At 36.4% G+C, this 24,316-nt stretch carries 25 protein-coding genes; 3 read left to right on the plus strand and 22 right to left on the minus strand.

Annotation, left to right across the window (positions count from 1 at the left end; all coding sequences use genetic code 11):
- Positions 1-346: 346 nt before the first annotated feature.
- From JOC34_RS04150 to JOC34_RS21965, 7 genes are all read right to left on the minus strand, one after another.
- Positions 347-1,423 (minus strand): hypothetical protein, encoded by a 1,077-nt coding sequence (locus JOC34_RS04150; RefSeq protein ID WP_205135441.1) that lies wholly within the window; start codon positions 1,421-1,423, stop codon positions 347-349.
- 311 nt (positions 1,424-1,734) lie between these two features.
- Complete coding sequence (locus JOC34_RS04155; protein WP_205135442.1) at positions 1,735-2,571, minus strand: DUF6414 family protein; 837 nt, start codon at positions 2,569-2,571, stop codon at positions 1,735-1,737.
- An 80-nt stretch (positions 2,572-2,651) separates the two neighbouring features.
- A complete protein-coding gene (locus JOC34_RS04160) occupies positions 2,652-2,909 on the minus strand; it encodes a hypothetical protein (protein ID WP_205135443.1) in 258 nt (85 codons plus the stop codon).
- Between the two features lie 212 nt (positions 2,910-3,121).
- Positions 3,122-3,316: a hypothetical protein gene (locus tag JOC34_RS04165; RefSeq protein WP_205135444.1), complete on the minus strand. Its 195-nt coding sequence runs from the start codon at positions 3,314-3,316 to the stop codon at positions 3,122-3,124.
- A 125-nt stretch (positions 3,317-3,441) separates the two neighbouring features.
- Positions 3,442-4,053 (minus strand): hypothetical protein, encoded by a 612-nt coding sequence (locus JOC34_RS04170; protein ID WP_205135445.1) that lies wholly within the window; start codon positions 4,051-4,053, stop codon positions 3,442-3,444.
- On the minus strand, positions 4,054-4,407 hold the full coding sequence (locus tag JOC34_RS04175; RefSeq protein ID WP_275577671.1) for an anti-repressor SinI family protein: 354 nt from the start codon (positions 4,405-4,407) through the stop codon (positions 4,054-4,056).
- Entirely contained in the window at positions 4,404-4,526 is a 123-nt protein-coding gene (locus tag JOC34_RS21965) for a hypothetical protein (protein ID WP_275577672.1), read from the minus strand. The genes JOC34_RS04175 and JOC34_RS21965 overlap by 4 nt, the downstream gene beginning before the upstream one ends.
- Before the next feature lie 139 nt (positions 4,527-4,665).
- On the opposite strand from JOC34_RS21965, the gene JOC34_RS04180 reads away from it, so the two are divergent.
- Complete coding sequence (locus JOC34_RS04180; RefSeq protein ID WP_205135447.1) at positions 4,666-4,899, plus strand: helix-turn-helix domain-containing protein; 234 nt, start codon at positions 4,666-4,668, stop codon at positions 4,897-4,899.
- 699 nt (positions 4,900-5,598) lie between these two features.
- Here JOC34_RS04180 and JOC34_RS04185 read toward each other — a convergent pair.
- The 6 genes from JOC34_RS04185 to JOC34_RS04210 form a co-directional block, all read right to left on the minus strand.
- Positions 5,599-6,525: a tyrosine-type recombinase/integrase gene (locus tag JOC34_RS04185; protein WP_205135448.1), complete on the minus strand. Its 927-nt coding sequence runs from the start codon at positions 6,523-6,525 to the stop codon at positions 5,599-5,601.
- A 130-nt stretch (positions 6,526-6,655) separates the two neighbouring features.
- Positions 6,656-6,880 carry a YneF family protein gene (locus JOC34_RS04190; RefSeq protein ID WP_205135449.1) on the minus strand — a complete coding sequence of 75 codons (225 nt, stop codon included), beginning with the start codon at positions 6,878-6,880 and terminating at the stop codon, positions 6,656-6,658.
- 44 nt (positions 6,881-6,924) lie between these two features.
- Positions 6,925-7,386 (minus strand): sporulation inhibitor of replication protein SirA, encoded by a 462-nt coding sequence (gene sirA / locus JOC34_RS04195; protein WP_205135450.1) that lies wholly within the window; start codon positions 7,384-7,386, stop codon positions 6,925-6,927.
- A 143-nt stretch (positions 7,387-7,529) separates the two neighbouring features.
- Positions 7,530-9,533: a transketolase gene (gene tkt, locus JOC34_RS04200; protein ID WP_205135451.1), complete on the minus strand. Its 2,004-nt coding sequence runs from the start codon at positions 9,531-9,533 to the stop codon at positions 7,530-7,532.
- A 124-nt stretch (positions 9,534-9,657) separates the two neighbouring features.
- Positions 9,658-9,891 (minus strand): DUF896 domain-containing protein, encoded by a 234-nt coding sequence (locus tag JOC34_RS04205; protein WP_205135452.1) that lies wholly within the window; start codon positions 9,889-9,891, stop codon positions 9,658-9,660.
- 100 nt (positions 9,892-9,991) lie between these two features.
- Complete coding sequence (locus JOC34_RS04210) at positions 9,992-10,630, minus strand: YneB family resolvase-like protein (protein ID WP_205135453.1); 639 nt, start codon at positions 10,628-10,630, stop codon at positions 9,992-9,994.
- Between the two features lie 287 nt (positions 10,631-10,917).
- Here JOC34_RS04210 and lexA point away from each other — a divergent pair, with 287 nt between their 5' ends.
- Both lexA and JOC34_RS04220 read left to right on the plus strand, forming a co-directional pair.
- Entirely contained in the window at positions 10,918-11,541 is a 624-nt protein-coding gene (gene lexA / locus JOC34_RS04215) for a transcriptional repressor LexA (RefSeq protein ID WP_205135454.1), read from the plus strand.
- Positions 11,542-12,020: 479 nt separating this feature from the next.
- The gene (locus tag JOC34_RS04220) at positions 12,021-12,908 is read left to right on the plus strand and encodes a fructose bisphosphate aldolase (protein WP_205135455.1); all 888 of its coding nucleotides are present in this window, start codon (positions 12,021-12,023) and stop codon (positions 12,906-12,908) included.
- A 124-nt stretch (positions 12,909-13,032) separates the two neighbouring features.
- Here the strand turns inward: JOC34_RS04220 and glnA are convergent, their stop codons facing one another.
- From glnA to mutS, 9 genes are all read right to left on the minus strand, one after another.
- Positions 13,033-14,370 (minus strand): type I glutamate--ammonia ligase, encoded by a 1,338-nt coding sequence (glnA, locus tag JOC34_RS04225; protein ID WP_205135456.1) that lies wholly within the window; start codon positions 14,368-14,370, stop codon positions 13,033-13,035.
- A gap of 98 nt (positions 14,371-14,468) precedes the next feature.
- Positions 14,469-15,713, minus strand: a complete 1,245-nt coding sequence (locus tag JOC34_RS04230) for a methionine gamma-lyase family protein (protein WP_420856091.1) — start codon at positions 15,711-15,713, stop codon at positions 14,469-14,471.
- An 8-nt stretch (positions 15,714-15,721) separates the two neighbouring features.
- Entirely contained in the window at positions 15,722-16,945 is a 1,224-nt protein-coding gene (hflX, locus tag JOC34_RS04235) for a GTPase HflX (protein WP_205135458.1), read from the minus strand.
- Positions 16,946-17,022: 77 nt separating this feature from the next.
- Complete coding sequence (gene spoVK, locus JOC34_RS04240) at positions 17,023-17,958, minus strand: stage V sporulation protein K (protein WP_338062631.1); 936 nt, start codon at positions 17,956-17,958, stop codon at positions 17,023-17,025.
- Positions 17,959-18,069: 111 nt separating this feature from the next.
- A complete protein-coding gene (gene hfq / locus JOC34_RS04245) occupies positions 18,070-18,294 on the minus strand; it encodes an RNA chaperone Hfq (RefSeq protein ID WP_205135459.1) in 225 nt (74 codons plus the stop codon).
- Positions 18,295-18,331: 37 nt separating this feature from the next.
- The gene (gene miaA, locus JOC34_RS04250) at positions 18,332-19,267 is read right to left on the minus strand and encodes a tRNA (adenosine(37)-N6)-dimethylallyltransferase MiaA (protein WP_205135460.1); all 936 of its coding nucleotides are present in this window, start codon (positions 19,265-19,267) and stop codon (positions 18,332-18,334) included.
- Positions 19,268-19,292: 25 nt separating this feature from the next.
- On the minus strand, positions 19,293-19,742 hold the full coding sequence (locus JOC34_RS04255) for a Dps family protein (protein ID WP_205135461.1): 450 nt from the start codon (positions 19,740-19,742) through the stop codon (positions 19,293-19,295).
- Positions 19,743-19,804: 62 nt separating this feature from the next.
- Positions 19,805-21,649, minus strand: a complete 1,845-nt coding sequence (mutL, locus tag JOC34_RS04260) for a DNA mismatch repair endonuclease MutL (protein WP_205135462.1) — start codon at positions 21,647-21,649, stop codon at positions 19,805-19,807.
- Positions 21,650-21,677: 28 nt separating this feature from the next.
- Complete coding sequence (gene mutS / locus JOC34_RS04265; RefSeq protein WP_205135463.1) at positions 21,678-24,254, minus strand: DNA mismatch repair protein MutS; 2,577 nt, start codon at positions 24,252-24,254, stop codon at positions 21,678-21,680.
- Between the last annotated feature and the right edge of the window lie 62 nt (positions 24,255-24,316).

A 24,316-nucleotide genomic window follows, 5' to 3' on the forward strand; every position in this document is an offset into this window, starting at 1 on the left:
TTAAAATTAATATGTTATTATGTTATATTTTTATAGATTAATTGAATAGTAGACTAAGTTAATTTGCGTTGTGATCGGTTTTTGATCACATAGGCCGAGACTTAAACGGTTTTTGTTTAACGTCGAACATGTTTTGACCTAAGACCGTTCTTTGTACCATCTAGCCAATTTTTCCACTACGTTCCAAAATCGTCTACCTGCGGCAAAGAACCAAACCGCTGGTTATTTTCATTTATGTACTATGTAAACATTGACATACCAATACTTTAAGTTGATTTTATAAAATAAGGACGTTTAGTAACAATTGTTTAGGTTTAGGTATTGTTAGTGAATGTCCTTTTTTCTTTCACTCAATATCAAAATCAAATTGCCCACCTTCGAATATATTCTCTATAGCTTGCGTCACTTTATCTTCTTCTTGTTTTCTTATTTCCTTTTGTACGTTCACATCAGTTTCTCCATCAATCACATAATAAATTATTTGCTTAGTATACTTTTCTAATGAGAAGTTACTTCTTAATTTCTTCAACTTTTCATTTGCGATGCTTTTTCCTTGCCTAGCCTTAGATTGTCTTTTGATTGCATTATCTAGCAATCTTGCACAAAGTAATCCATTTAATTCATTTTTATAACCTTCCCTATCAGCATCTTCTAAGTAATTGATTAACATATCGTCCTGCTCAGAGCTTATGTACTTTCGATTTGAGGTAATTCTATAACTCATGTATGTATAATTGATATTAATCTCATCATCATTCTGGAGGTTAAACTGCAATGTATTTTTGAAATTCTTCCAGTCCCTCGAGAACATCACATCATTTAATCTTTTATATCCCATCTCAATTAGTAACTGTTTTTGACACCTTAAAATAAATTCAACCTCATTATCTGTAGCAACTCTATGCTTACCTTCTTTTGTACAGATTGTATGTACCCATTCATAATGAATGACCGAACGTTTTACAAGGTCGTTTAACGCTGTCTTTATCGCCGCGCTGTAGTTACTATTTGTAGTGTTGAAGAAATCGTATAAGTATTCCTCTTTGATATTTATATATCTAGAAAACCTTGGTACATTTTCATTACAGAATGAATAATTATGATTGACCATATTAATTTTTCTAAGTAGTTGGCTCCTTGTTATTATTACAACTTGATCCTTAGATTCTGCTAAGTGGTCAGCTATCAACAACTGGATCAGTCCTGTAAATACATTACCACTGCCACTAGTAGCCGGCTTAGGTTTCTCATAAATCTCCTTGACTATAAATTTATGACCTTGTTTATCCAAGAGAACATACCTTCCAATCTCCTTCATCTGAGCTTTCTTGCTGTTGGAAGTTTTGGGTTTAATCTCCAGCAACTCACATAACTCCTTGTAGTTCTTGATTACTTCACCTACTTTTAAATTGTCTGTTTTCACCTATGTAGTCCCCTTTATAAATTTTGTTATAATATCGTTTAACTATTCACCTTCATAGTATAAATTTCAATTTAACCACCTCCTTAAAATTCCCCCTTGACTATTAACTTATATGGGTATATACTCAATTAAGTTAATAAAATAAGGATAGCGAAAGTATATAGATAAAAGTATCGCATTCCTCAATTGTAAACCCTCCGATAATAAAAGTCAAGGGTTATTTGGCATTTATATTAATCTGTATTATATAATGGAAAAACAGGCCTGGTATCCCAAGCCCCGGAAATATTAGTTAAGTTAATTCCAACCTTTTATTCTATGATTCTATACACACCAATTGGATCAACTGCGATGTTAGGATATCCAACTGATGCGAAAACGTCATACAATTTGTTAAACTCGTCAATAAATGAATTTAGAAAGTTGCTCATTGATTTTTCTTCATTTAATTTGGATACATCCAGAGTATCGCCGAAGTCTGCAAATCTATCTCCAATATTTTGGCTTTTATTTTGAGGTATTTTAGTAATCTGACATACCATTTCCCATTTATGATCAGGAGTAGTTCCATACTTGAACGTTAAGTCTCTCATTGTCTCTCTAAGATATTTTGGCTTTACCAGACCTGTCAATATTGAATTCTTCTTGTTTTTCAATTCGATTATAGTTAAGTCATCATAAACTTCAGTTATAAATTCCGAAAATAACTGAAAAGTGTCAGCATCGTCACTTTCAGATTTAATATTAAAAATTTCTCCAATCTTGTCCCATTTACCCAGCATGGAAGACAGATCCTTGTAATCATAAATTTTCATATCGCCAGAGATTTTGACAAACGACTTATTACTTATCTGAGACCTGTCTAAGTTTGAAACATCTTTTAAATTCTTTCCCATTAAATCCACCATTGCGCTAAAAGCATGATCATGAAGGACTTTATTTGACTGGTTGTTTTTTGAGTACTCATACTTACCATTTGCACCCAGTTTAATACCTAGCATTTCTGCTACAACTCCAGTGTTAACATTACCTTCTATATCTCCAGTGTGAGTGGATTCTGATCCAATTGATTCGATCAATCCACTGTCTAATTGAGCTAGAATTGATTTTACTTTTTCCTCATCATAATAAATAAAGTCTCTATACATTTTCATCCTCCTAATTTAAAACAAGAAGTTTCATCTTAACGTATCATCTATTAGCTCATTTTGCAGCGAGTCTCGGAAAATTATCTCAATAAATAATAAGAATCATTATTTTCAGTCCCGGCTTCACACATAAATACTCGATCATCACCAAGTTTAGACATCTTAAAACGTTGTACACTAACACTAAGATTTGAGCCTATCCCTTCGTAAAAGTTGTAAAAATAATCTTCTAGTTCATCTTCGGTATTAATTAATGAGACCAATGTAGTCCTGTGATCCATGTTAGTTAATCCTATTGCATTAAATAGAGCTTCTTTTTCATAATTAAAGTTTGTCATTTGGTATATCCCCTTTTTTATTATCTGTTAAGTTAAAATGTCAATTTTATCGTATTTTATTTTCGAAATACCCTTTACAATAGATAAACAATATTATATAATTGATTTTAGTTGAGTTAGATTATATAATGCTACACTTATGAAAATAGTCACTTCTATGTAACATTATATAATTTTCGTTCGTTTTGGTCAACTAGTCTTATAGATTATTTTTATTCTTCATCAAACGATTCCCAATCAGCTTCAATTACCTCTAATACTTCAACTCTTTTGCTTTCTCCATCAGTCTGTATCAATGTTAAATCAGCTCTTAGTCCGTTTGCGCTGTACGTTGATTTGTGTTGCTCCAATTCCTCCTTAGAATCTGCTACTACTGATACTAAAATTTCCCCATATACTTTTGCCATTGTTATATCCCCTTTGTGATTTATAGTTTTTTGTTCGTTATAACGAATTATACACTAGCTAAAATATTAATACAATCCCTCGTATGAGTATATATATACCTAATCGAGTAAATGATTTGCTTATATTATTGGTCATACTCTGATTCATCGTAATAAAAATCTATATCTTTCACAAACCTAGTACTTACTTCACTGTCTGAAACAAAAACATTGTCCCAGTTAATGTCTTTATATGTGTTTTTTCTTAGTGTGTATATAATTTCTCTATCATCTGTACTTTCAGCATCTGTAATATTCCACCATATATTTACTTCTTCAGGAGTATATTTATCATACAACTCTCTAAAGATATAAGCAGAATCAACATGTCTTCCAAATTCATCTTCCGTTGTGTTGATAGTGACTGAAATTGATGTTTTTTCTAGTTCTTCTATAATATCTGTATCGTCTTCATCAATCTCGCCACTTCCCAGCATGTCAACTGTCATTTCTTTTCCGTCAAGAGCTACTAATTTCTCAATGCGTTCGTTTCCATCCGCATCTGTTTCCCCTACTTGTTCAGTGACAACCTGTTCTATTTCTTTTTCAAATTCTGTTGCCTCTTTCATCCATTCTACCTGACTGAGTTCATCTTCAGGCTTAGAGCTACTTTCAGTTTCTTCTTCATGACTTCCACACCCCGCTAGTACAATTCCACCTGATAAGAATAATGTTAATACAGCTTTAGTAAATTTCACTCACTTTCCCCCTATTTTTCTAAACTCTGTCTGATCTGATCGAGTAATTCCATTTAATACATTATCCACTTTTACAATTAAATCATAAAACTCCGTCATTTCACTGTCATTATCCCATCCTCTATTAATATAGTACTGCTTATAGTGAGCAACAGCCATGCTGATAATAGCCTGTTGTTCAAAATCTGACACCTCTAAGACTCGGTTGGCGACCCTTCCTGAGTCGTCCTTTTGATAGATAAACTTTGCCCCACCTAAATGATTAGAAAGTTCCTGTCGTACCTCATATGCACTTATACCTTGTTCTTTAGCTTGTTTGATCAAATTAATCCACTCCTTATCTAAATGTGTCATATGAACCACGTCGAAATACCTATAAATAACATTATACCAATTATTCCGAAAAAGAATAGTGCATCTGATAATGTAATCGAATCTTCATCAAAAAAATAATTATTGATAGCTCTGATCATGTTGTTTCCTCCTTGTTATTTCTTAACTAACTTCATTATTGCACATTATAATGTGCAAGTCAATGCTTTTACCTAAATATTGCACATCATAGTGTTAATTGTTGTATACTAAAGTTAGTCGAATTAATGGAGGATTAATATGATAAAATTTAATTTGCGACATCATATGGATAGTAAAGATATAACTACTGCTGATCTAGTTGAGAAAACAAAAAAATTAGATCCAAATAATAAAGGTGTGCATCGTAACACCATCAGTAAACTATTAAATGGCAATAGCAACGGCATACAATTTGAAACATTGGATTTGTTGTGTAATGCATTAAAATTGGAATCATCAGCTGAGTTAATCGAGTTCGTTAAAGATGAATAGTATTATGTAATGTGACTGTATGGCTATATGCTGTGCAGTCATTTTTTTATCATCGGCAAGTTTGCCTAACGTATGACTACATCCACCATAAAGACCCAAATTACTATGCAATATATGGCTGATATGTCTTGACTTTATGGTCTCCCTAACCAGCGTGGAGGAAGCTTTGAAAACGGCTTGGAGCATGGTTTGGCTACCTGCTTTCAACTAACAAAAATAATTAGTAGAAAACAGATAGTCAATTACAACCAGCTAGTTATCAGCCATGTATCCGTATTGTCGCACCCTATTTATTGATGGAATTCCTTCCAAACAAGCCTACTGTGTCAAGTATCCCTAACAGTTAAGGTTAATGTATGATAATGATGATATAACCCTGTGTGGCTTATCCTACGTGTCCGTAGACACATACCCTTCCTTCGATCAGCACTAATGTAGCTTTCACATTTCGGTACAATTGGAAATAGGGAACCAATTATCTGTACCTATCCTCATTTATCTGCAACGCCTGAGTCATGGCTATCAGTTTTATTTTATAGTTGTGCTTCTGGCAGTCCACAACTTGGTTAACACCTTGCATACCAACGATTAAGATGGTATAATACAAGGTGCAATGCCTATTCATTATGGTGTGTGTAGAGCTTGCATTTCACTTTCGGCTGAGTGGTGTTGGTAGCACCTCTGAGCCTTTTTATTTGTTCATTTTTTGATTTGATTTCTTCTAGTTTTAGCTATATTCATCAGTGGACTACTGGCAATTGCTTTGTCCAGTAGCTCATCGTGATTTAAAGATTCCAAGTAAATCTGTGTTGTGCTAACATCGCTATGCCCTAGTAATCTTGATAAGCTATAAATATCCATTTTGCTTTTAACGCATTGCACAGCATAGTAATGCCTAAATTTATGCGGATGCACATCTTGTACACCAGCCAATTCTCCTGCTAATTTTGCTACTTTCCATAAGCCTACGTGTGACATCTCTTCTCCCTTATAGTTAAGAAAATAAGTGTCTGACTTAACCAGCTTATCCTTAAAATATTTCCGTTTAATCCGTTCATACTTAATTAATATTTGCCGCAAAGCAGGTGATATATAGACAATTCTTTCTTTCCTCCCTTTCCCAATTACAAGCATATTGATATTTTTCACAGCGTCACTAGGCAGATTAGTAATCTCTATTGCTCTCAATCCTGTATCTGCCAACATCGCAACAATAGCCTTGTTCCGTGCATTGATATAATCTTTATAGTTGAATGCATCAATCATTGAAACAACCTCATCAGATGTGAAACCATCACGTATTTGCTTTGCCACCTTTGGTAAAGCCACACCTTTCATTGGAGACTCAGTAATATATTCCTCTGATACACACCAATTAAAGAAGGCTGCAACCATTTTTGCCATGCTTATAATCGACTGTGGCTTTAAATTAGCATTATGTTTCGTTTTAATATAAGCCTTCATATCGTGACTTGTAATGCTCTCTAATTGCTCTATCCCTCTCTTAATTGATAAATACTCATATAACTGTTTATATTCCTGACGCTTATTCTTCATCGTTTTTTCTGTAAATCCTCGAGCTAAACAATAATATTCGTACTCGGTTAATATATCTTTAAGAAACACAAAAACGCCACCCTTCTAGTTATGATTTGGTTAATCATTCCTAGATTAAGTGACGTTTGTGAAAACTTAACCATTCCAATTTTGATGCGTAATGAAAGCTTAACTAGCAATAGTTATAGTAAGATGATTGCTATTTTTTCTCATTTTGATTATTCATTGAACGCATCATTTGGTTGATTTTCTTTTGCGATGGTTTTTGACCCATCTGCATCATCAACGTACGAAGCATTTGCTCATTAATTGGTGGATTCTTTTTTAGATAGTTCATCATATATTTTCTGGCAATGAAAAATCCAAGAGCAACACCAGCTATTAACGCAGCAATAGCTATTAAAACGATCCAAATCGTGCTCATTCAAGCCTTCCTCCTTCGTGTTGTCTCTTATACATTATAGTAAATCAGAGGTAAGAATACAATACCTGTTCATCCGGATATTCACTTGTTGCCAAAATAGGTGATATCCATCCATAATTAGACGTGTTTTCGCCGATAATAAATAAATTCAGCTGAAATTGGCGCAACGCCGGAAATAATAGTTCTTCTGCATCCCCTAATGTTTTACATCGAAACTTTAAATGTTTTTCACTAATATGTAAAGCAATATATTGTTTATCTTTATATATTTCGATTTCCGAATCTTTTATATTCAAATTAGAACGTTTTTCGTAGTTATTTTTAATATGGGAAGTCAATATCTCTTTAGGGAACCTTTTTGTTATATAATCCTTTTGTCTTTTCAGATCTTCTCTATCCGGATCATTTTGAAAATCTCTATAAAATAGATATAATAAATGGCTTTTATGAAAGTAATGTTTTGCTATTTCATCTATCACCCAAAAAATAGAATACTCTTGCATCATAATCTTCCCCCTTTTATTTTCTATTATACAGAAGAAGTTTCAGAATAATGTCAAAATATAGGGCGTATATCCACTAATTTTGTCGACTGGCTTATATAGGTAAAAAAGATGGTTCCATTGATAGGAACCATCTTTGCTTTTATTTAATTTAGTAGAGCGTCAACGTGTTTGATTACATTTTCAACCGTAAACCCATACTCTTCTATTACTTTATCTCCATTTGCAGAGGCACCAAATGTATCAATCCCTAAAATAGCACCATTGTCTCCTACATAGCGTTCCCATCCAAACGGAGAGGCCATTTCAATAGCTAAACGCGCTTTTACCTGTGGAGGAATAACTTCATTTTTATATGCAGTATCTTGTTCCTGGAAACGATCCCATGATGGCATACTAACGACACTTACATCGATTCCTTTATCCTTTAATGCCTTCTGTGAGGCTACAGCTAATTGCACTTCAGAACCTGTTGCCAATAACAATGCATCTGGTGTTGCTTTTTCAGATTTACTTACAACATAGGCACCTTTCTTAACACCTTCATAGGCATGGGCTTTTGTCCCCTCAAGTGTAGGAAGGTTTTGTCTTGTTAATACAAGTGCTGTCGGCTTATCTTTAGATTCCAACGCCAAACGCCATGCTGCCTGTGTCTCATTACCGTCAGCAGGTCGAATTAATGATAGCCCTGGAATTGCCCGAAGTGCTGCCAAGTGTTCTACCGGCTCATGTGTTGGACCATCTTCTCCTACTGCGATTGAATCATGTGTAAATACATAAGTAACAGGATTATGCATGATTGATGATAAACGAACAGCAGGACGCAGGTAATCACTAAATACGAAGAATGTCCCAGCGTATACTTTCAATCCACCATGTAGCGCCATACCATTTAATGCTGCAGCCATTGCATGTTCTCTTACACCAAACCAAATGTTTCTGCCTGCATAATTCTCACGGGTGAAATCCGATTCGTTATCCATGCTCGTTTTATTTGAACCGGCTAAATCGGCACTACCACCAAAGAAGTTCGGAACAGCATCCGCAATTGCATTCAATACTTGTCCAGAAGAAGCTCTTGTAGCAAGTGTATCTTTTTCTGGTTCATATACAGGTAATTGTTTATCCCAATCAACCGGTAATTCCCCATTCATTGCAAGCTTCAGTTCTGCTGCAAGCTCCGGATATTTTTCTTGATAATCCTTCAATAATTGGTCCCAATTCTCTTCGGCATCCGCGCCAGGTTTAACGATTTTATCATTAAAGTCAGCATATACTTCCTCGGGCACGTGAAAATCTTCATGTGTCCATTTATAATATTCTTTTGTTAATTTTACTTCATCGCCGCCTAGTGGTGCACCGTGTGAAGCGGATGATGCAGATTTGTTCGGTGAACCATAACCAATCACTGTTTTAATTTCAATGAGCGTTGGCTGTTCTGTATTTTCCTGTGCTGCTTGAATAGCATTTCTAATTTCAGTTAGATCATTACCGTCTTCCACACGAATAACCTGCCAACCATAAGCTTTAAAACGCTCTTCTGAATTATCAGAGAAAGATCGGTCCAGATCACCATCAAGTGAAATATCGTTCGAATCATATAGGGCAATTAACTTACCTAATCCTAAGTGACCTGCGAGTGATGCGGCCTCGTGAGAAATACCTTCCATCAAATCGCCATCACTAATTAATGCATACGTATAGTGATCTACTACGGATAGATCTTCTTTATTAAATTTAGCTGCTAGATGAGCTTCTGCCATAGCCATCCCAACTGACATTGCAATTCCTTGTCCCAATGGACCGGTCGTTGCCTCGACACCGTCCGTGTGATGTACTTCAGGATGTCCTGGTGTTCTGGAATCCCATTGGCGGAAATTCTTTAGATCATCAATTGTAACGTCATAGCCTGATAAATGAAGCAAACTATATAACAGCATTGAACCATGACCTGCTGAAAGAACAAATCGGTCACGGTTAAACCATTTTGAACTTTTCGGATTATGTTTCATAAAATCTGTCCATAATGTGTATGCCATAGGAGCTGCTCCCATTGGTAAACCTGGGTGTCCGGAATTGGCATTTTCAATTGCATCAATTGAGAGTGTACGAATTGTATTAATTGATAGTTGTTCGTTTGTTTTCGACATGTAGTAATTTAACCCCTTTCACTATTAAACGCTTGTATCCTATACTATTCTATAATGAAACTTGTTCAGCTACAAGTTTTAACGCAATATTTTGTTTGATTGTTCGATTTATTGTCTTATTTTTCTAATCCTTCTTATTTTTCTCCTGCAAGTCACGTACTTTTTGCGGTGTAACATCATTTCCTTTTGGATCCACTACTGTCATGGATTTAAATTGGTTTTTAAATGAACTGCGGACATTACCCAAATATTCCTCCCGAAGCTCTATTTGTTCCTTTTTTTCCTTTTCGGTTAAACCTTCAGCTTTTGCCTTTTTTGCTAATGTATTAATCCTAGCTAACTTTTCCTTTGTTATCATTTTGTATATAAACCCCCTAACAAAGTTAATCATACGATCTAAAAAAGCAGAAACATGGATAGTTCCTGCTTTCTCATTTTACTTATTCTATAGACGATAATCAAGTATTTCGAAACTCCTGATATCTGCGGTGTACGGTTGCTTTAGATACAGGATGTCCTAAACCATTCAATGTTTTAGCGATTTCTGCAAAGGTAAGATTGTTATCCCTTAAACGTACAACTTCTTCAATCGGAAAAGCGATTCTTTCCCTGCCAGGTGCTTTGTTCTGATTTGACAGATTCTGACTTGGGTCATATCCCTCGGCGATCGCCTTATTCATTCCCCTTTTAATTTTCATGTTGTGAATCTTTCGTTGGTATTCTTCCACAATACCAACAATTTGTAACACCATCGAATCTGATTCTGAAAGCTCTAATTCCCCGTCATGCATTACTGTGAAAATTGCTATATCTAATTTTTTTAATTGATGAAACAAGGCAATTTTAGTGTTTCCTCTTGCTAGTCTCGTCTCATCCTGTATTAATAAACAATCTGCTTTTGAGTCAGAAAAATAATCAAGCATTTTAAAAATTCCCGGCCGCTCTATTTCATATCCACTCTGTTGTTCTTCGATACAATCAACAACAATAAATTGATGTCGCGATGCCAAACGAAGCAATTCCTCTTTCTGTCTGGCTAATGAAGTTTCCTGTGTTTTTTTATCCGTACTAACCCGGCAATAAAGTATAGCTTTCAATGGTAATACCCCTTCTGACTAAAAAATAAGATCAACTCGTTATCATTGTAAAATATAAAAAACCTAATGTAAATGCAAATGTAACTAAGTAAAAGACATCTATTTTGGTTATTTTCCCAAACATACAAAGTCCCCCCTTACCCATACTAAGAACCTCTGTTCGTCATCAAATACAGTATCGCACGAACAGGTGATCCTGTCAACGTTTTTTCGAACGAATGTTTGCTTTAGCAAAATAGAAATGATAAACTAGTATTAATAAATCCTATGTGTGAGGTGGAAACTAGATGACTAAACTATCAAAAAGACAACAAATGATTATGGATTTCATTAAAAATGAAGTGAGTGCGAAGGGGTACCCACCGTCGGTTCGGGAAATTGCTGATGCTGTTGGACTTGCTTCAAGTTCTACTGTACATGGACATCTTGAAAGGTTGGAAAACAAAGGATATATTCGCAGAGATCCTACAAAACCAAGGGCAATCGAGATTCTCGATCATTCGGAAGAGGGAAATATACCTAAAGATGTAGCGCGTTACGCACCGGTAATAGGTAAAGTCACTGCAGGAATACCTATTACAGCCGTAGAGAATATCGAAGAGTTTATTCCCCTCCCAAGCTCCAGTTCAGGGCCGGATGACAATTTATTTGTACTGGTAATTGATGGTGAAAGTATGATCGAAGCGGGTATTCTGGATAAAGACATGGTGATTGTCAAACAACAAAATGTCGCGGAAAATGGTGATATTGTTGTCGCTATGACTGATGAAAATGAGGCAACCGTAAAACGTTTCTTTAAAGAAAAGGATCATATTCGACTACAACCGGAAAACGCTACAATGGAACCATTGATTTATCCAAATGTCATGATTTTAGGTAAAGTGATCGGATTATATCGAAATATCCACTAGATTTAAACCACTTGTGAAAATGCTATTGCGTAAAGAGGTAAAAAAATCTCATTCAGATATACTTTAAAGTACATCTGAATGAGATTTTTTTATTACACGATACTAGTTGCTTTCTCTTCAATCAGATCGTTCGTGGAAGGTGTTGCAATGAAGTTCCCCCAGAAATGTCTTTCACATAATGTACAACGTTCGGTATAGATAGTAACGTTCTTCCTAACACAATACTAAAGACCCAAGCAGTATAAAATGGTTTGTTTCATTCTAGTGCACTTCCTTTTCGAGCATATCGTATAGCTAAAAAATTTATAAAATAAAAAGGTACTTACCTTTAATGAAAATTAATATGGCTTTTGACTTCAGTAGCTCCTTTTTGTAGTTTAGAATGTATACTGGTACACTAATAAGGTAAGTATTATTTTGGTTTGAATTTTTTAAATCAGATTTTGGCTTTCACAAAAATTGTATTAGGAGCTGATATCATGCAAAAGGAACAGTTAGATTGTGTCAAAAATGGACAAGGCTTCATCGCTGCACTCGATCAAAGTGGTGGTAGTACACCAAAGGCTCTAGCACTTTATGGTGTCCCTGAAGATTCATACTCCGGTGAAGAGGAAATGTTTGACCTCGTTCACGAAATGAGAACACGTATTATTACTTCGCCTGCTTTCCATTCGGATTCTATTTTAGGCGCTATTTTGTTCGAACAAACAATGGACCGCAAAATTGAAGATCTTTTTACTGCAGATTATTTATGGAAGAAAAAAGGCATTGTTCCCTTTTTAAAAATTGATAAAGGACTAGCACCAGAAGAAAACGGTGTGCAATTAATGAAGCCTAATCCTGGATTAGATGCGTTATTAAAGAGAGCAAATGAAAGACATGTTTTTGGGACAAAAATGCGTTCTGTTATTAAAGAACCAAACCCTGAGGGGATTAAAAAGGTTGTAGAACAACAGTTTGAAGTAGGTAAACAAATTCTTGCTGCTGATCTTGTTCCAATTATTGAACCAGAAGTAGATATTCACAGTAGTGACAAAGAAAAAGCTGAGCAACTCTTAAAAGAAGAAATGTTAAATTATTTGGATGCGTTAAATGAAAATGAGAACGTGATGTTAAAATTGACTATTCCAAATGTCAATAATTTCTACAAAGAATTGATTGATCATCCGAAAGTTATCAGAGTGGTTGCTCTTTCCGGTGGCTATCCTCGTGAACTAGCCAATGAAAAATTAGCTGCAAACCAAGGTCTGATTGCTAGCTTTTCAAGAGCATTATCTGAAGGGTTAAGTGCAGATCAAACAGACGAGGAATTCAATACATTACTGAAGGACTCAACCAAAAAAATCTACGATGCTTCCATAACTTAAAATAATGTATTATCAAATAAAAAAATGCAACGTGATGTATTTCCATTACATCCGTTGCATTTTTTTTGACATATTTGAGAGTAACCATCGTTATTTGAATGAAAGAAATACCGTTATATCAACCTTAATACGCTGTCAAATATTGCTCTCTTTCCCAAGGATGAACAGTAGTACGGAACATATCCCATTCAATTGCTTTTGCTTCTAAGAAATGTTTATATAAATGCTCACCAAGACCTTGACGAATCACTTCATCCTCTTGTAATTCTTTTAAAGCATCCATTAACGTTGCTGGTAAATCTCTAATACCCTCTTCTTCACGCTCTTGTTTTGTCATCGAATAAATATTCTTATCGACTGGGGCTGGTGGATTTATTTTATTCTGAACACCATCCAGGCCAGCTGCCAATAGTACTGCCATTGCCAAATAAGGATTTGCCGTTGGGTCGACACTTCGTAATTCAACCCTTGTACTTAATCCCCTTGAGAAAGGAATTCGAACAAGCGGGCTGCGATTTTGTGCGGACCAAGCAACATAACTTGGCGCTTCGTAACCGGGAACTAATCGCTTATACGAATTAACCGTTGGATTTGTAATCGCTGTATAGTTGGTAGAATGCTTAATTAATCCTGCAGTAAATTGATATGCCGTTTCGCTCAAGCTCAATTCAGCAGCTTCATCAAAGAAAGCATTTTTCCCGTCTTTAAATAACGACATATTCACATGCATTCCGGAGCCATATACACCATATAAAGGTTTTGGCATAAATGTAGCATGCAGATTATGTTTTCTGGCTATCGTTTTAACTACCAATTTAAATGTTTGTACATCGTCACAGTGTTTCACTGCTTGCGAATACTTAAAGTCAATTTCATGCTGCCCTGGTGCGCCTTCGTGGTGAGAAGCTTCTATTTCAAAGCCCATTTCTTCCAATTCTAAAACAATATCGCGTCGGCAATTTTCACCAAGGTCTGTTGGCGCTAAATCAAAATAACCACCACGGTCATTTAATTCCAATGAAGGATCACCATTGGCATCTAACTTAAATAAAAAGAATTCTGGCTCTGTTCCAATGTTAAAATCCGTGAAGCCCAATTCCTCCATTTTCTTTAAGTTACGCTTTAAATTATATCTTGGACACCCCTCAAATGGTGTGCCATCCGTATTATAAATATCACAAATAAAACGTGCCACTTTTCCCTTTTCAGATGTCCATGGAAATACGATAAATGAATCCACATCCGGATATAAATACATATCTGATTCTTCGATACGAACAAATCCTTCGATTGAAGACCCGTCAAACATCATCTTGTTATCCAACGCCTTATCTAACTGTCCGAGGGGTATTTCCACATTTTTAATTGTTCCAAGCATGTCCGTAAATTGTAATCGAATAAATCTTACGTTCTCTTCTTCAATTTGTTTCATAATATCTTTCTTAGTCAACCTCGCGCTCATCTTTCTCCTCCTAGTGTTTTATAAGGCTTTTTTATGAATAACACCCATTATAATTTGGATGTATTACCTTTGTACAAGTACTCTCTCTTCGCTATTCCCTATTTAAGTAATAAATAACCCTTTTCTATCATTACTTTGATAGATCCTACTAAAGCAATTTTCACATGTGCATAAGTAAGCCCGCCTTGCACAAATGCAATATAAGGAGCTTTAATGGGGCCGTCGGCAGACAATTCGATACTTGATCCTTGAATAAAGGTACCTGCAGCCATGATCACTTTATCGTCATAACCTGGCATCTCACTCGCGTATGGTGTTACATAGGAATTAACTGGAGAATGCTGCTGAATAGCCTGACAGAATGCTACCATTTGTTCCGTATCATTGAAAGTAACAGACTGAATCAAATCGGTGCGTTTCGCTTGATAATGTGGAGATGTTTTATATCCAACCAGTTCAAGAAAACGTGATGTAAATACCGCACCTTTTAAGGCTTCCCCCACAATATGAGGTGCTAAAAAGAACCCCTGATACATTTCCTGTAGCATATTAAAAGTTGCACCAGTTTCTTTACCAAGTCCGGGTGCAGTCAATCGGTTGGCACATTGCTGAATAAGTTGTTCGCTTCCAACAATATAACCACCAGCACGAACGATACCCCCGCCCGGATTTTTAATCAATGAACCTGCCATAATGTCAACACCAACATGTAAAGGTTCTTCCGCCTCTACGAATTCACCATAACAGTTATCGACAAACACAATTAATTGCTCATCAATTTCTTTTACAAATGCAACCATTTCCCTAATATCATCGATCGTGAAAGATGGTCGATCATCATATCCTTTGGAGCGCTGAATGCCAATTACTTTCGTATCAGTGGTAATTGCGCTTTTAATCCCGTCATAATTTATTGTTCCATTATCATTTAAAGCTACTTGATTATACTTTATATTATAATCCATTAAAGAGCCCGCATTACTTCCCCTTATACCAATAACTTCTTCCAATGTATCATATGGTTTACCAGTAATATAGAGTAATTCATCACCAGGCCGTAATAGGCCGAAGAGCGTGGTTGATATCGCGTGTGTTCCCGAAACGATTTGCGGTCTAACGAGCGCGTCTTCCCCGCCAAATACTTCTGCATATACGGATTCAAGTGCATCACGCCCAAGATCATCGTAGCCATAGCCGCTAGTGGAATTAAAATGACTATCACTGATGCGGTTATTAATAAATGCATCCAGTACGCGTTTCTGATTTATTTCTACAATCGTATTTATCTTCTGGTGTTGTGTGCTGCATGCTGCTTCTGCTTGTTTTACTACTTCTTCTAACATCTTCATCCTTACTCCTTTAATAAACCTTGCAATGGGTGGTTTTGTCTGATATATCCTTTTGCTACATATTTATTTTTTTCTTCATCAAAATATTTATTAATCATAATGGTTTCATGTTCCAAACGATTCATTATCTTACCTTCATCTGGATTTAACTCGAATACATATTTATCCCATTGTCCCTGTAAGACTTGCTCAATTTTCTCCAAGAGCTTTTGTAGGTCTTCCTGATCGTAGGCACTAATGACGATAAATGGATAATTCTCTGGTATAAGATCATCCTCGTATAAATCCTTTTTATTATAAATCGTCAACATGGGTATCATATCCGCATTTAATTGATTAACCGTATCTTGATGTTGTGATTGATCAAGATGAGAACTGTCTACAACGTGTAATAACAGATCTGCCTCCGTTACTTCTTCCAAAGTCGAACGGAAAGATGCTATTAAGGCGGTTGGCAAGTCCTGAATAAATCCTACTGTGTCTGTAATCAAAGTTTGGAAACCTGATGGTAATTGTATTTTTCTTGTTAATGGATCTAGTGTGGCAAACAATTGGTTTTCTTCAAGTGAATCACTATTCGTTAGACGGTTAAACAATGTAGACTTGCCAGCATTTGTATAACCAACAATTGCGATTTGAAATACATCATTCGTTTTTCTTCGTTTACGGTATTGTTCACGTTGCTGGCCAGTCAATTTCAGCCTTCTTTTAATATCGAATATTCTTCTTCTAATATGTCGTTGGTCCGTTTCCAGTTTGGTCTCACCCGGGCCTCTTGTACCAATACCTGCGCCTAATCTGGACATGATCAACCCTTGCCCATGTAATCTCGGCAGTAAGTACTCCAATTGAGCAAGTTCAACCTGAAGCTTGCCTTCTTTCGTTTGGGCGCGCTGTGCGAATATATCTAAAATAAGCTGGCTGCGGTCAATGATTCTAACTTCAAATCGATTGCCTAAATTCCTTAATTGTCCAGCAGATAATTCATCGTTAGAAATTACCAAATCGATATCCAACGAATCAATTTCTTGTTTTATTTCATCTATTTTTCCTTCGCCAATATAATTAGCAGGATGGATCCGGCTGCGGTTTTGTGTCATTACTTTTTCAACCGTACCACCTGCTGTCCCGCTCAAAGATATTAATTCTTCTAAAGAAGATTGAAAACGTTCATCATTTTGTTGCGGCAATTTTACTGCAATAACGAGTATCTTTTCTTCAGACATGATTTCCAACCTCTTTCTACAGCCAATCTACCTTCATCATAACAAAGCTGACCCCACTTCACAAAAATACTTGTGGGTCAACGTTGGTTATAGTGATGATTCACTTGCAAATCTTGACCTGTTAATTTAATAAGATCTTCGGTCACATAATTATCTTTGCACAATAAACGGACAGCATGCATCCGAATGCCGTGTTCAATTATATTTCTGACATAGCGGGCATTGGAAAAATTTCTGGTTGTTTCTTGTGTTTTTTTTAATAAATGGGAGCGCAATTCTCTCTCCGCTTCTTTTGTAAGTTCATATTCTCTTTCCGAAGCCATTTGCCTAGCAATATCCATTAATTGATCAACCTCATAGTCCTTAAAGTCTAAAATGAATGGAAACCTCGATTGCAGGCCAGGGTTTAGTGTTAGGAATCGCTCCATTTCATAAGGATATCCTGCCAAAATTAAAACAAAATCATTATGATTATCTTCCATATGCTTTACAAGGGTATCAATTGCTTCCTTCCCAAAATCCTTTTCACCACCGCGCGCCAGTGAGTAAGCTTCATCAATAAATAGGATCCCACCCATCGCCTTTTGAATCAATGCCCTGGTCTTTTGCGCGGTTTGCCCGATATATTCACCAACTAAATCGGCTCTTTCCGCTTCTATAAAATGCCCTTTTGATAATAAATTCATATCAAAGTATATTTTTGCCAGCTTTCTAGCAACCGTTGTTTTACCTGTTCCAGGATTACCTTTAAAAAGCATATGCAGTACTTGCTTCGTGCAAGCCAATCCAACTTCCTTACGTTTTTGATTAATTACGATGGTCGCATATATTTCTTTTATCGTTTGTTTCAATTTATTCATCGCAACAAAGGATGAAAATTCCAGATCAATATGTTTAAATGGACTGTTTTCTGTAAAATGTAACTGACTTTTACTTTCAGACTGTGACCGTGTTTGGTGCTGTAACACGATATTTATTTGCCCATCTCTCTTGCGGCTCATTTGTGTCTCCACGCCATCACTCCTTCGTCAATGTAGTATACGCCCCCATTAAAAAAGGTGTGACAAACGCCTATGTAAAAATGCTATTTAAAAACGGACACATGATTGTGCCCGTTTTTTATCTTACTCTTTTTCAAGCGAAACATTTTTAACTGGTGCAAAAGTGGATATTGCATGTTTAAAAATAAGTTGTTGCTTGCCATCCGTTTCCAGTAATACCGTATAATTATCAAATGCTTTAACAATGCCCCTTAATTGAAATCCATTGGTTAGGAAAACGGTAACAGATACGTGTGTTTTCCGTAGCTGATTTAAATAAACGTCTTGAATGTTTGTATTTTGCGCCATGTTCGTTCCTCCCTTTTATCTATCTATATAGTTATTTCTATTTCTTTTTTAATAATCCTGCAAGATCAGCAAAAATCGTGCTGAATTTTTCATTTATTGTTTCAGGTTTCACCTGATACCATGTTATATCCATTTTATTTTTAAACCAAGTATATTGTCGTTTTGCATATCTTCTGGAATTTCGCTTCAGCAATTCTACTGAATCCTTAAGCTGCTGTTCCCCTTTTAGATATGGAATCAACTCCTTATAACCGATGGCTTTCATGGATTGACAGTCTTCAAATCCTTGCCTGTATAAGTATTTTACTTCTTCCACCAACCCGTTTTCAAGCATTACATCAACCCTGTGATTGATTTGTTTATATAACAGTTCCCGTTCCATATCCAAACCTATTAATAAGAGATTGTATGGTGATCTTTTTGACTGTTTTTGTTGGTAGGCCGTCATCGTCATTCCTGTTGTTTCATAGACTTCTAATGCACGAATAACGCGCCTGTGATTATTTGGATGAATCTTTGCCGCCTGTTCCGGATCTATATCCTTTAAACGTTGGTATAGTGCCATGGCGCCATCCTCATCCAATATTTGTTCTAAACGGGTTGTAAAAGCATCATTTCTTTTTTGTTCGGAAAAATTATAATCAAATAATGCTGCCTGTATGTATAAACCACTTCCGCCAGCAATAATTGGCAGTTTGCCTCGGGAAGTGATTTCATCGATATACTTTTGGACATAATATTGAAAATCAGCCACTGAGAATGCTTCATCGGGATTTTTGATATCAATCATATGATGCGTAACACCTTGCATTTCATCTTCCGTTATTTTAGCCGTACCAATATCCATGCCTTTATAAACTTGCATCGAATCCCCGCTAATAATTTCACCATTAAATTGTTTTGCAATATCAATACTCAATCTGGTTTTACCAACGGCTGTTGGGCCCATAATCACGATGACGGTTTTCTTCATAAATATTCCCCTATATTACATTGTATTATTCGTATGCCCGGTATGCTTGAAGCATCCAAACGTGTTTCTCTAAGGTTGCTTGTATGGATGTCAGCATGTCATCCGTCGGTTCGTCTTTTAATTCATTGGCATACGGGATGCCTTGCTGACGAATTTCTTCAATAATTTGCTGGAAATCAGCGATGAGTTGCGCAATGATTTCGTCTTCTTTATCATCCGCATTCGCCTCTTCTAATGTTGCTTCTTTTAAATACTTGCTCATCGTTGCCAGTGGTTTGCCCTCGATCATCAGGATACGTTCTGCCACTTCATCTAAATCCTCGGCAAAGCGTTTGTACAATTCTTCAAATTTATCGTGTAATTGAAAGAAATGTCTACCTTGGACAAACCAATGGTAACGATGTAATTTCACATACATCACAAATTGATTAGACAATAGTTGATTTAAAAAGTTTATAAGCTTTTGATTATCCATTATACACACCCCAAAGACATTTTTTAACTAGTCTTGGCGCCGTTTGCCCTAATTATACATGATTACATGACACGCTTAAACATTTTCTCCAACTCATAAGTACTAAAATGTACGATGATTGGTCGACCGTGTGGACATGTAAACGGATCAGTGGTCTGTCTCAAATCCTCCAGCAGTCGAAACATCTCCTCCTGATTCAAATAATGATTTGCTTTTATGGACCGTTTACAGGACATCAGAATAGCTGCGTCTTCTCTGATTCCTTCGACACTAATTTCTTCTTCATGCATAATTTGATCAATCATTTCCCGGATTACTTCCTCTTCAAAACCTTTCGGAAACCAACTTGGATGCGAACGAACCACATAAGTCTGGTTGCCAAATGGTTCAAAAAACAAGCCAACTTGCTCTAATTTATCTTTATATTGCTCGATAAAAATAGATTCTTGTTTCGAAAATTCAAAGGTTAAAGGAAGTAGTAATTGCTGTGATTCATTGATCGTTTGTCCTAATTTCTTCTTGAAAAATTCATATTTAATTCGTTCCTGTGCCGCGTGTTGATCGACCATGTACAGGCCATTTTCATTTTGCGACAAAATATACGTTCCCTGCAATTGCCCAATCGGGTACATTGCCGGTACACGTTGTATTGGCTCTGACCGCTGAAATTGCTCCGTCATGGCATCTCTTTCCGGCGCAAAGGCAGGTGTTGGTGGCTCATTTCCCTGATAGTTCGGCAATTGCTGATCTTTACTTTCCTCTATTTCAGCGTCACGACCACCTTGCTCTTTAATCACTTGATTCTGTGACCATGGTTGTTGCCAAATCTTTGATTGTTCAGGTTTTGGTACTGCATCGAAATTCATTGCATGCTGAAATGTTTTTTCCTTTTCAACCGGTTTTTGCTCCATCTCTGGAATGAGTGTTATTTCTCTGAATTTATTCCTTATCGTTTCTTCTATTGCTGTAAACAATTCTTTATCTTTACTAAAACGTACTTCTAGTTTAGTTGGATGTACGTTCACATCAACTAATATGGGATCCATGTCAATTTCGATAACTACAATTGGATAGCGGCCGATCGGCAGTAATGTGTGATAGGCGCGAATGATTGCTTGTGATAATGGGATACTTTTGATATAACGACCATTAATAATCGTCGAAATATATGATCGGGATGCCCGGGTCACTTCGGGTTTGGCAATATACCCTTTAATCGAAAAGTCGAGCGTCTCCTGCACGATAGGTAACATCTTTTTAGCTGTGCCCATCCCATAAACATGTGAAATCACCTGCAATAAGTCTCCTGTTCCCGCTGTTCTGAAAAGACCTTTGCCATTGTGGGTTGCTTCAAAGCGTACTTCAGGATGTGACAACGCTAAACGGTTCAACAAATCCGTAATATGTCCTAACTCTGTATGCAGGCTTTTCATATACTTTAACCGCGCTGGTGTATTAAAGAATAGATCATCGACAGCAATCTCAGTTCCTCTTCTCGCATCACTTTTTTTCTTATCGATTATCTTTCCACCTTCTAAGGTCAACCATGTTCCTGCAGCATCCCCTTGCGATGTTTTAACTGTTAACCTACTGACAGACGCGATACTCGCCAGGGCCTCTCCTCTAAATCCCAATGTCTTTACACGAAATAGATCTGCTTCATTTTTAATTTTACTTGTAGCATGTCTGAGAAAAGCATGTTCACAATCTTCCTCTGCCATTCCTCCACCATCATCCGTTATTTTAATAGACTGCAATCCAGCTTCCATCAATTCTATCTTAATCCACTTACTGTTTGCATCGATACTATTTTCTACTAATTCCTTTACAACAGATGCCGGTCTTTCGACAACTTCACCAGCCGCTATTTTATTTGCTAATGCATCAGGTAATTGTAAAATGGTCATGCAAACAAACTCCTTCTTACAGATATTTTTATTTCGTTACTTGCTTTTGCAGCTTATATAATGCATTCATTGCTTCTAATGGTGTCATTTCAAATAGATTTAAGTCTTTTAGTTCTTTCATCACCTTTTCACCGGCGACTGGAATTTTTTCTTTTTTCGCTGACTTTGATTCCTCCACAAAGAAGGACAATTGACCAGCTTCTATTTTTTCCGTTGTTGGACTTGGTTTATCATTTCCTTCCAGCTGTTGCAGAATGGTACTAGCCCGTTCGATTAATGCACCAGGTAAATCAGCCAGTTTGGCTACATGAATTCCATAACTTTCATCTGCCGCACCATCTTTAATTTGATGAAGAAAAACAACATTTCCTTCATGTTCTTCTGCCCTGACATGAATGTTTTTTAAGTTGGGTAAGGAATTCTCTAATGCTGTTAATTCATGATAGTGAGTAGAGAACAAGGTTTTCGCCTTGATATTATTATGAATATATTCAACGATGGCTTGAGCCAAAGCCATACCATCATAAGTGCTTGTTCCCCGTCCTATTTCATCCAGTAAAATTAAACTCTTATCTGTTGCATTTGCGATTGCATGATTCGCCTCAAGCATTTCCACCATAAAAGTACTTTGCCCCGCAACAAGATCATCTGCAGCGCCAATCCGTGTAAAAATTTGATCAAATAAAATGAGATCTGCTTCATCACAAGGAACAAAACAGCCAATTTGGCCCATAATAACGGTTAAAGCCAGTTGTCGCATATACGTGCTTTTACCGGACATATTCGGTCCCGTGATTAATAGAATACTTTTTTGCTGATCCAATGAGATGTCATTTGGAACAAAGGTGTTATCCTGCATTACTTCTTCAATAACTGGATGTCGTCCATTCTTAATGCATAATTCATTGTCAACAAATCGCGGACGCTTGTAATTATTCGATTCACTAACGGTTGCAAAAGCTTGTAATACATCTATATTACTAACAACCTCTGCCAAATATTGTAGCTGGGGAATGTGTTTTTTAATTTGTTCGCGAACTTCAATAAATAAATTGTATTCAAGCTCAACACTTTGTTCTTCAGCTTCTAATATGAGTTGTTCTTTCTCCTTGAGCTCCGGTGTTACATACCGCTCCGCGGTTGTCAATGTCTGTTTACGCTCATATCTGCCCTCTGGAAGCAGGTGCAGATTCGCTTTAGTTACTTCAATATAGTAACCAAATACCCGATTATACCCGATTTTAAGTGATTTAATATTTGTTTCCTGCTTTTCCTTTTGTTCCAATTCTGCAATCCATTTTTTACCGTTTCTCATTGCATCACGATAGGTATCAAGTTGCTCACTATAACCATCTTTGATCATTGATCCATCTTTAATCGATATCGGCGGTTCATCTACCAAGCTTTCATTCAATAACGTTACAATATGCTCGGGAAAAATCAACTCATCTGCTAAAGATTGCATGCGAGCTTGTTCAAATTGATGTAAGGTCGCTTTTAGCTCCGGTATCCTTTCCAATGACGCCTTTAACTGAATTAGATCTCTTGCGTTCACATTTCCAAACGCAATCCTTCCAGCAAGCCGTTCTAAATCATAAACTGATTTCAAACTCTCTCTTATCGTATCCCGTTCCATAAAGCTTTGGTAAAATTCTTCGACAATATCAAGCCGTTCTTCAATTCTAGCTTTACTTAGCAAAGGACGTTCCAGCCACTTTTTGAGCATGCGGGATCCCATTGCTGTAACTGTTTTATCAAGTACCCATAATAGACTGCCATGCTTTCCTTTTTTTAATATCGTTTCAGATAACTCCAGATTCCTTTTAGAATACATATCCAGTGATAAATAATGATGCAGTTGGATAATTTCCGCTTGTTTTAAATGGTCAAGCGAGCGCTTTTGCGTCTGCTGGATATAATTTAATAATCGACTGAACGCTTTCATCAACCGCTCATCATTTAAGTTTTCACATAGATCCCTGTATTCCGCATTGAAATTCACTTCATCCTGATAAGAAAGTGTTATATTTAATCGTTCACTTAATTGATTTTGTAAATCCTCTGGTAAATTCGAGGAAATGACAATTTCTTTTATCGGTTGGTTATATAATTCGTGAATAACAGCGTCCCAGCCATCCTTAATTAAGGCAAGCTGGTTTTCGCCAGTCGATAAATCATTGTAGACAACGACATACGTGCCATCTTGAAAATGTGACAGGCTAGCAATATAGTTATTTTCCCCTTCACTTAACATATTACTTTCCATGACTGTCCCAGGGGTGATTTGCTGAATAACCTCTCTTTTCACAACCCCTTTAGCGGTCTTAGGATCTTCTACCTGCTCACAAATCGCTACTTTATAGCCTTTTCCGATCAGAATCTTTATGTAGTTTTCTGCAGCATGGTATGGTATACCACACATTGGGATCGGTTCTTTTTGCCCAGGATCTCTTTTTGTTAAGGTTATTTCTAATTCCTTTGATGCTTTAATTGCATCCTCATAAAACATTTCATAAAAATCGCCCAAACGGAAAAATAAAAAGGCATCTTTATGTTCTGCTTTAATTTTTAAATATTGAACCATCATTGGTGTGTGCTTAGACATCATTCATCCTCCAAAAACTCACTTATGCTCATGCAATTATAGCATAAAGTGAACCATACAAG

The organism is Virgibacillus halotolerans, assembly GCF_016908515.1.
Lineage (GTDB): Bacteria > Bacillota > Bacilli > Bacillales > Amphibacillaceae > Virgibacillus_M > Virgibacillus_M halotolerans.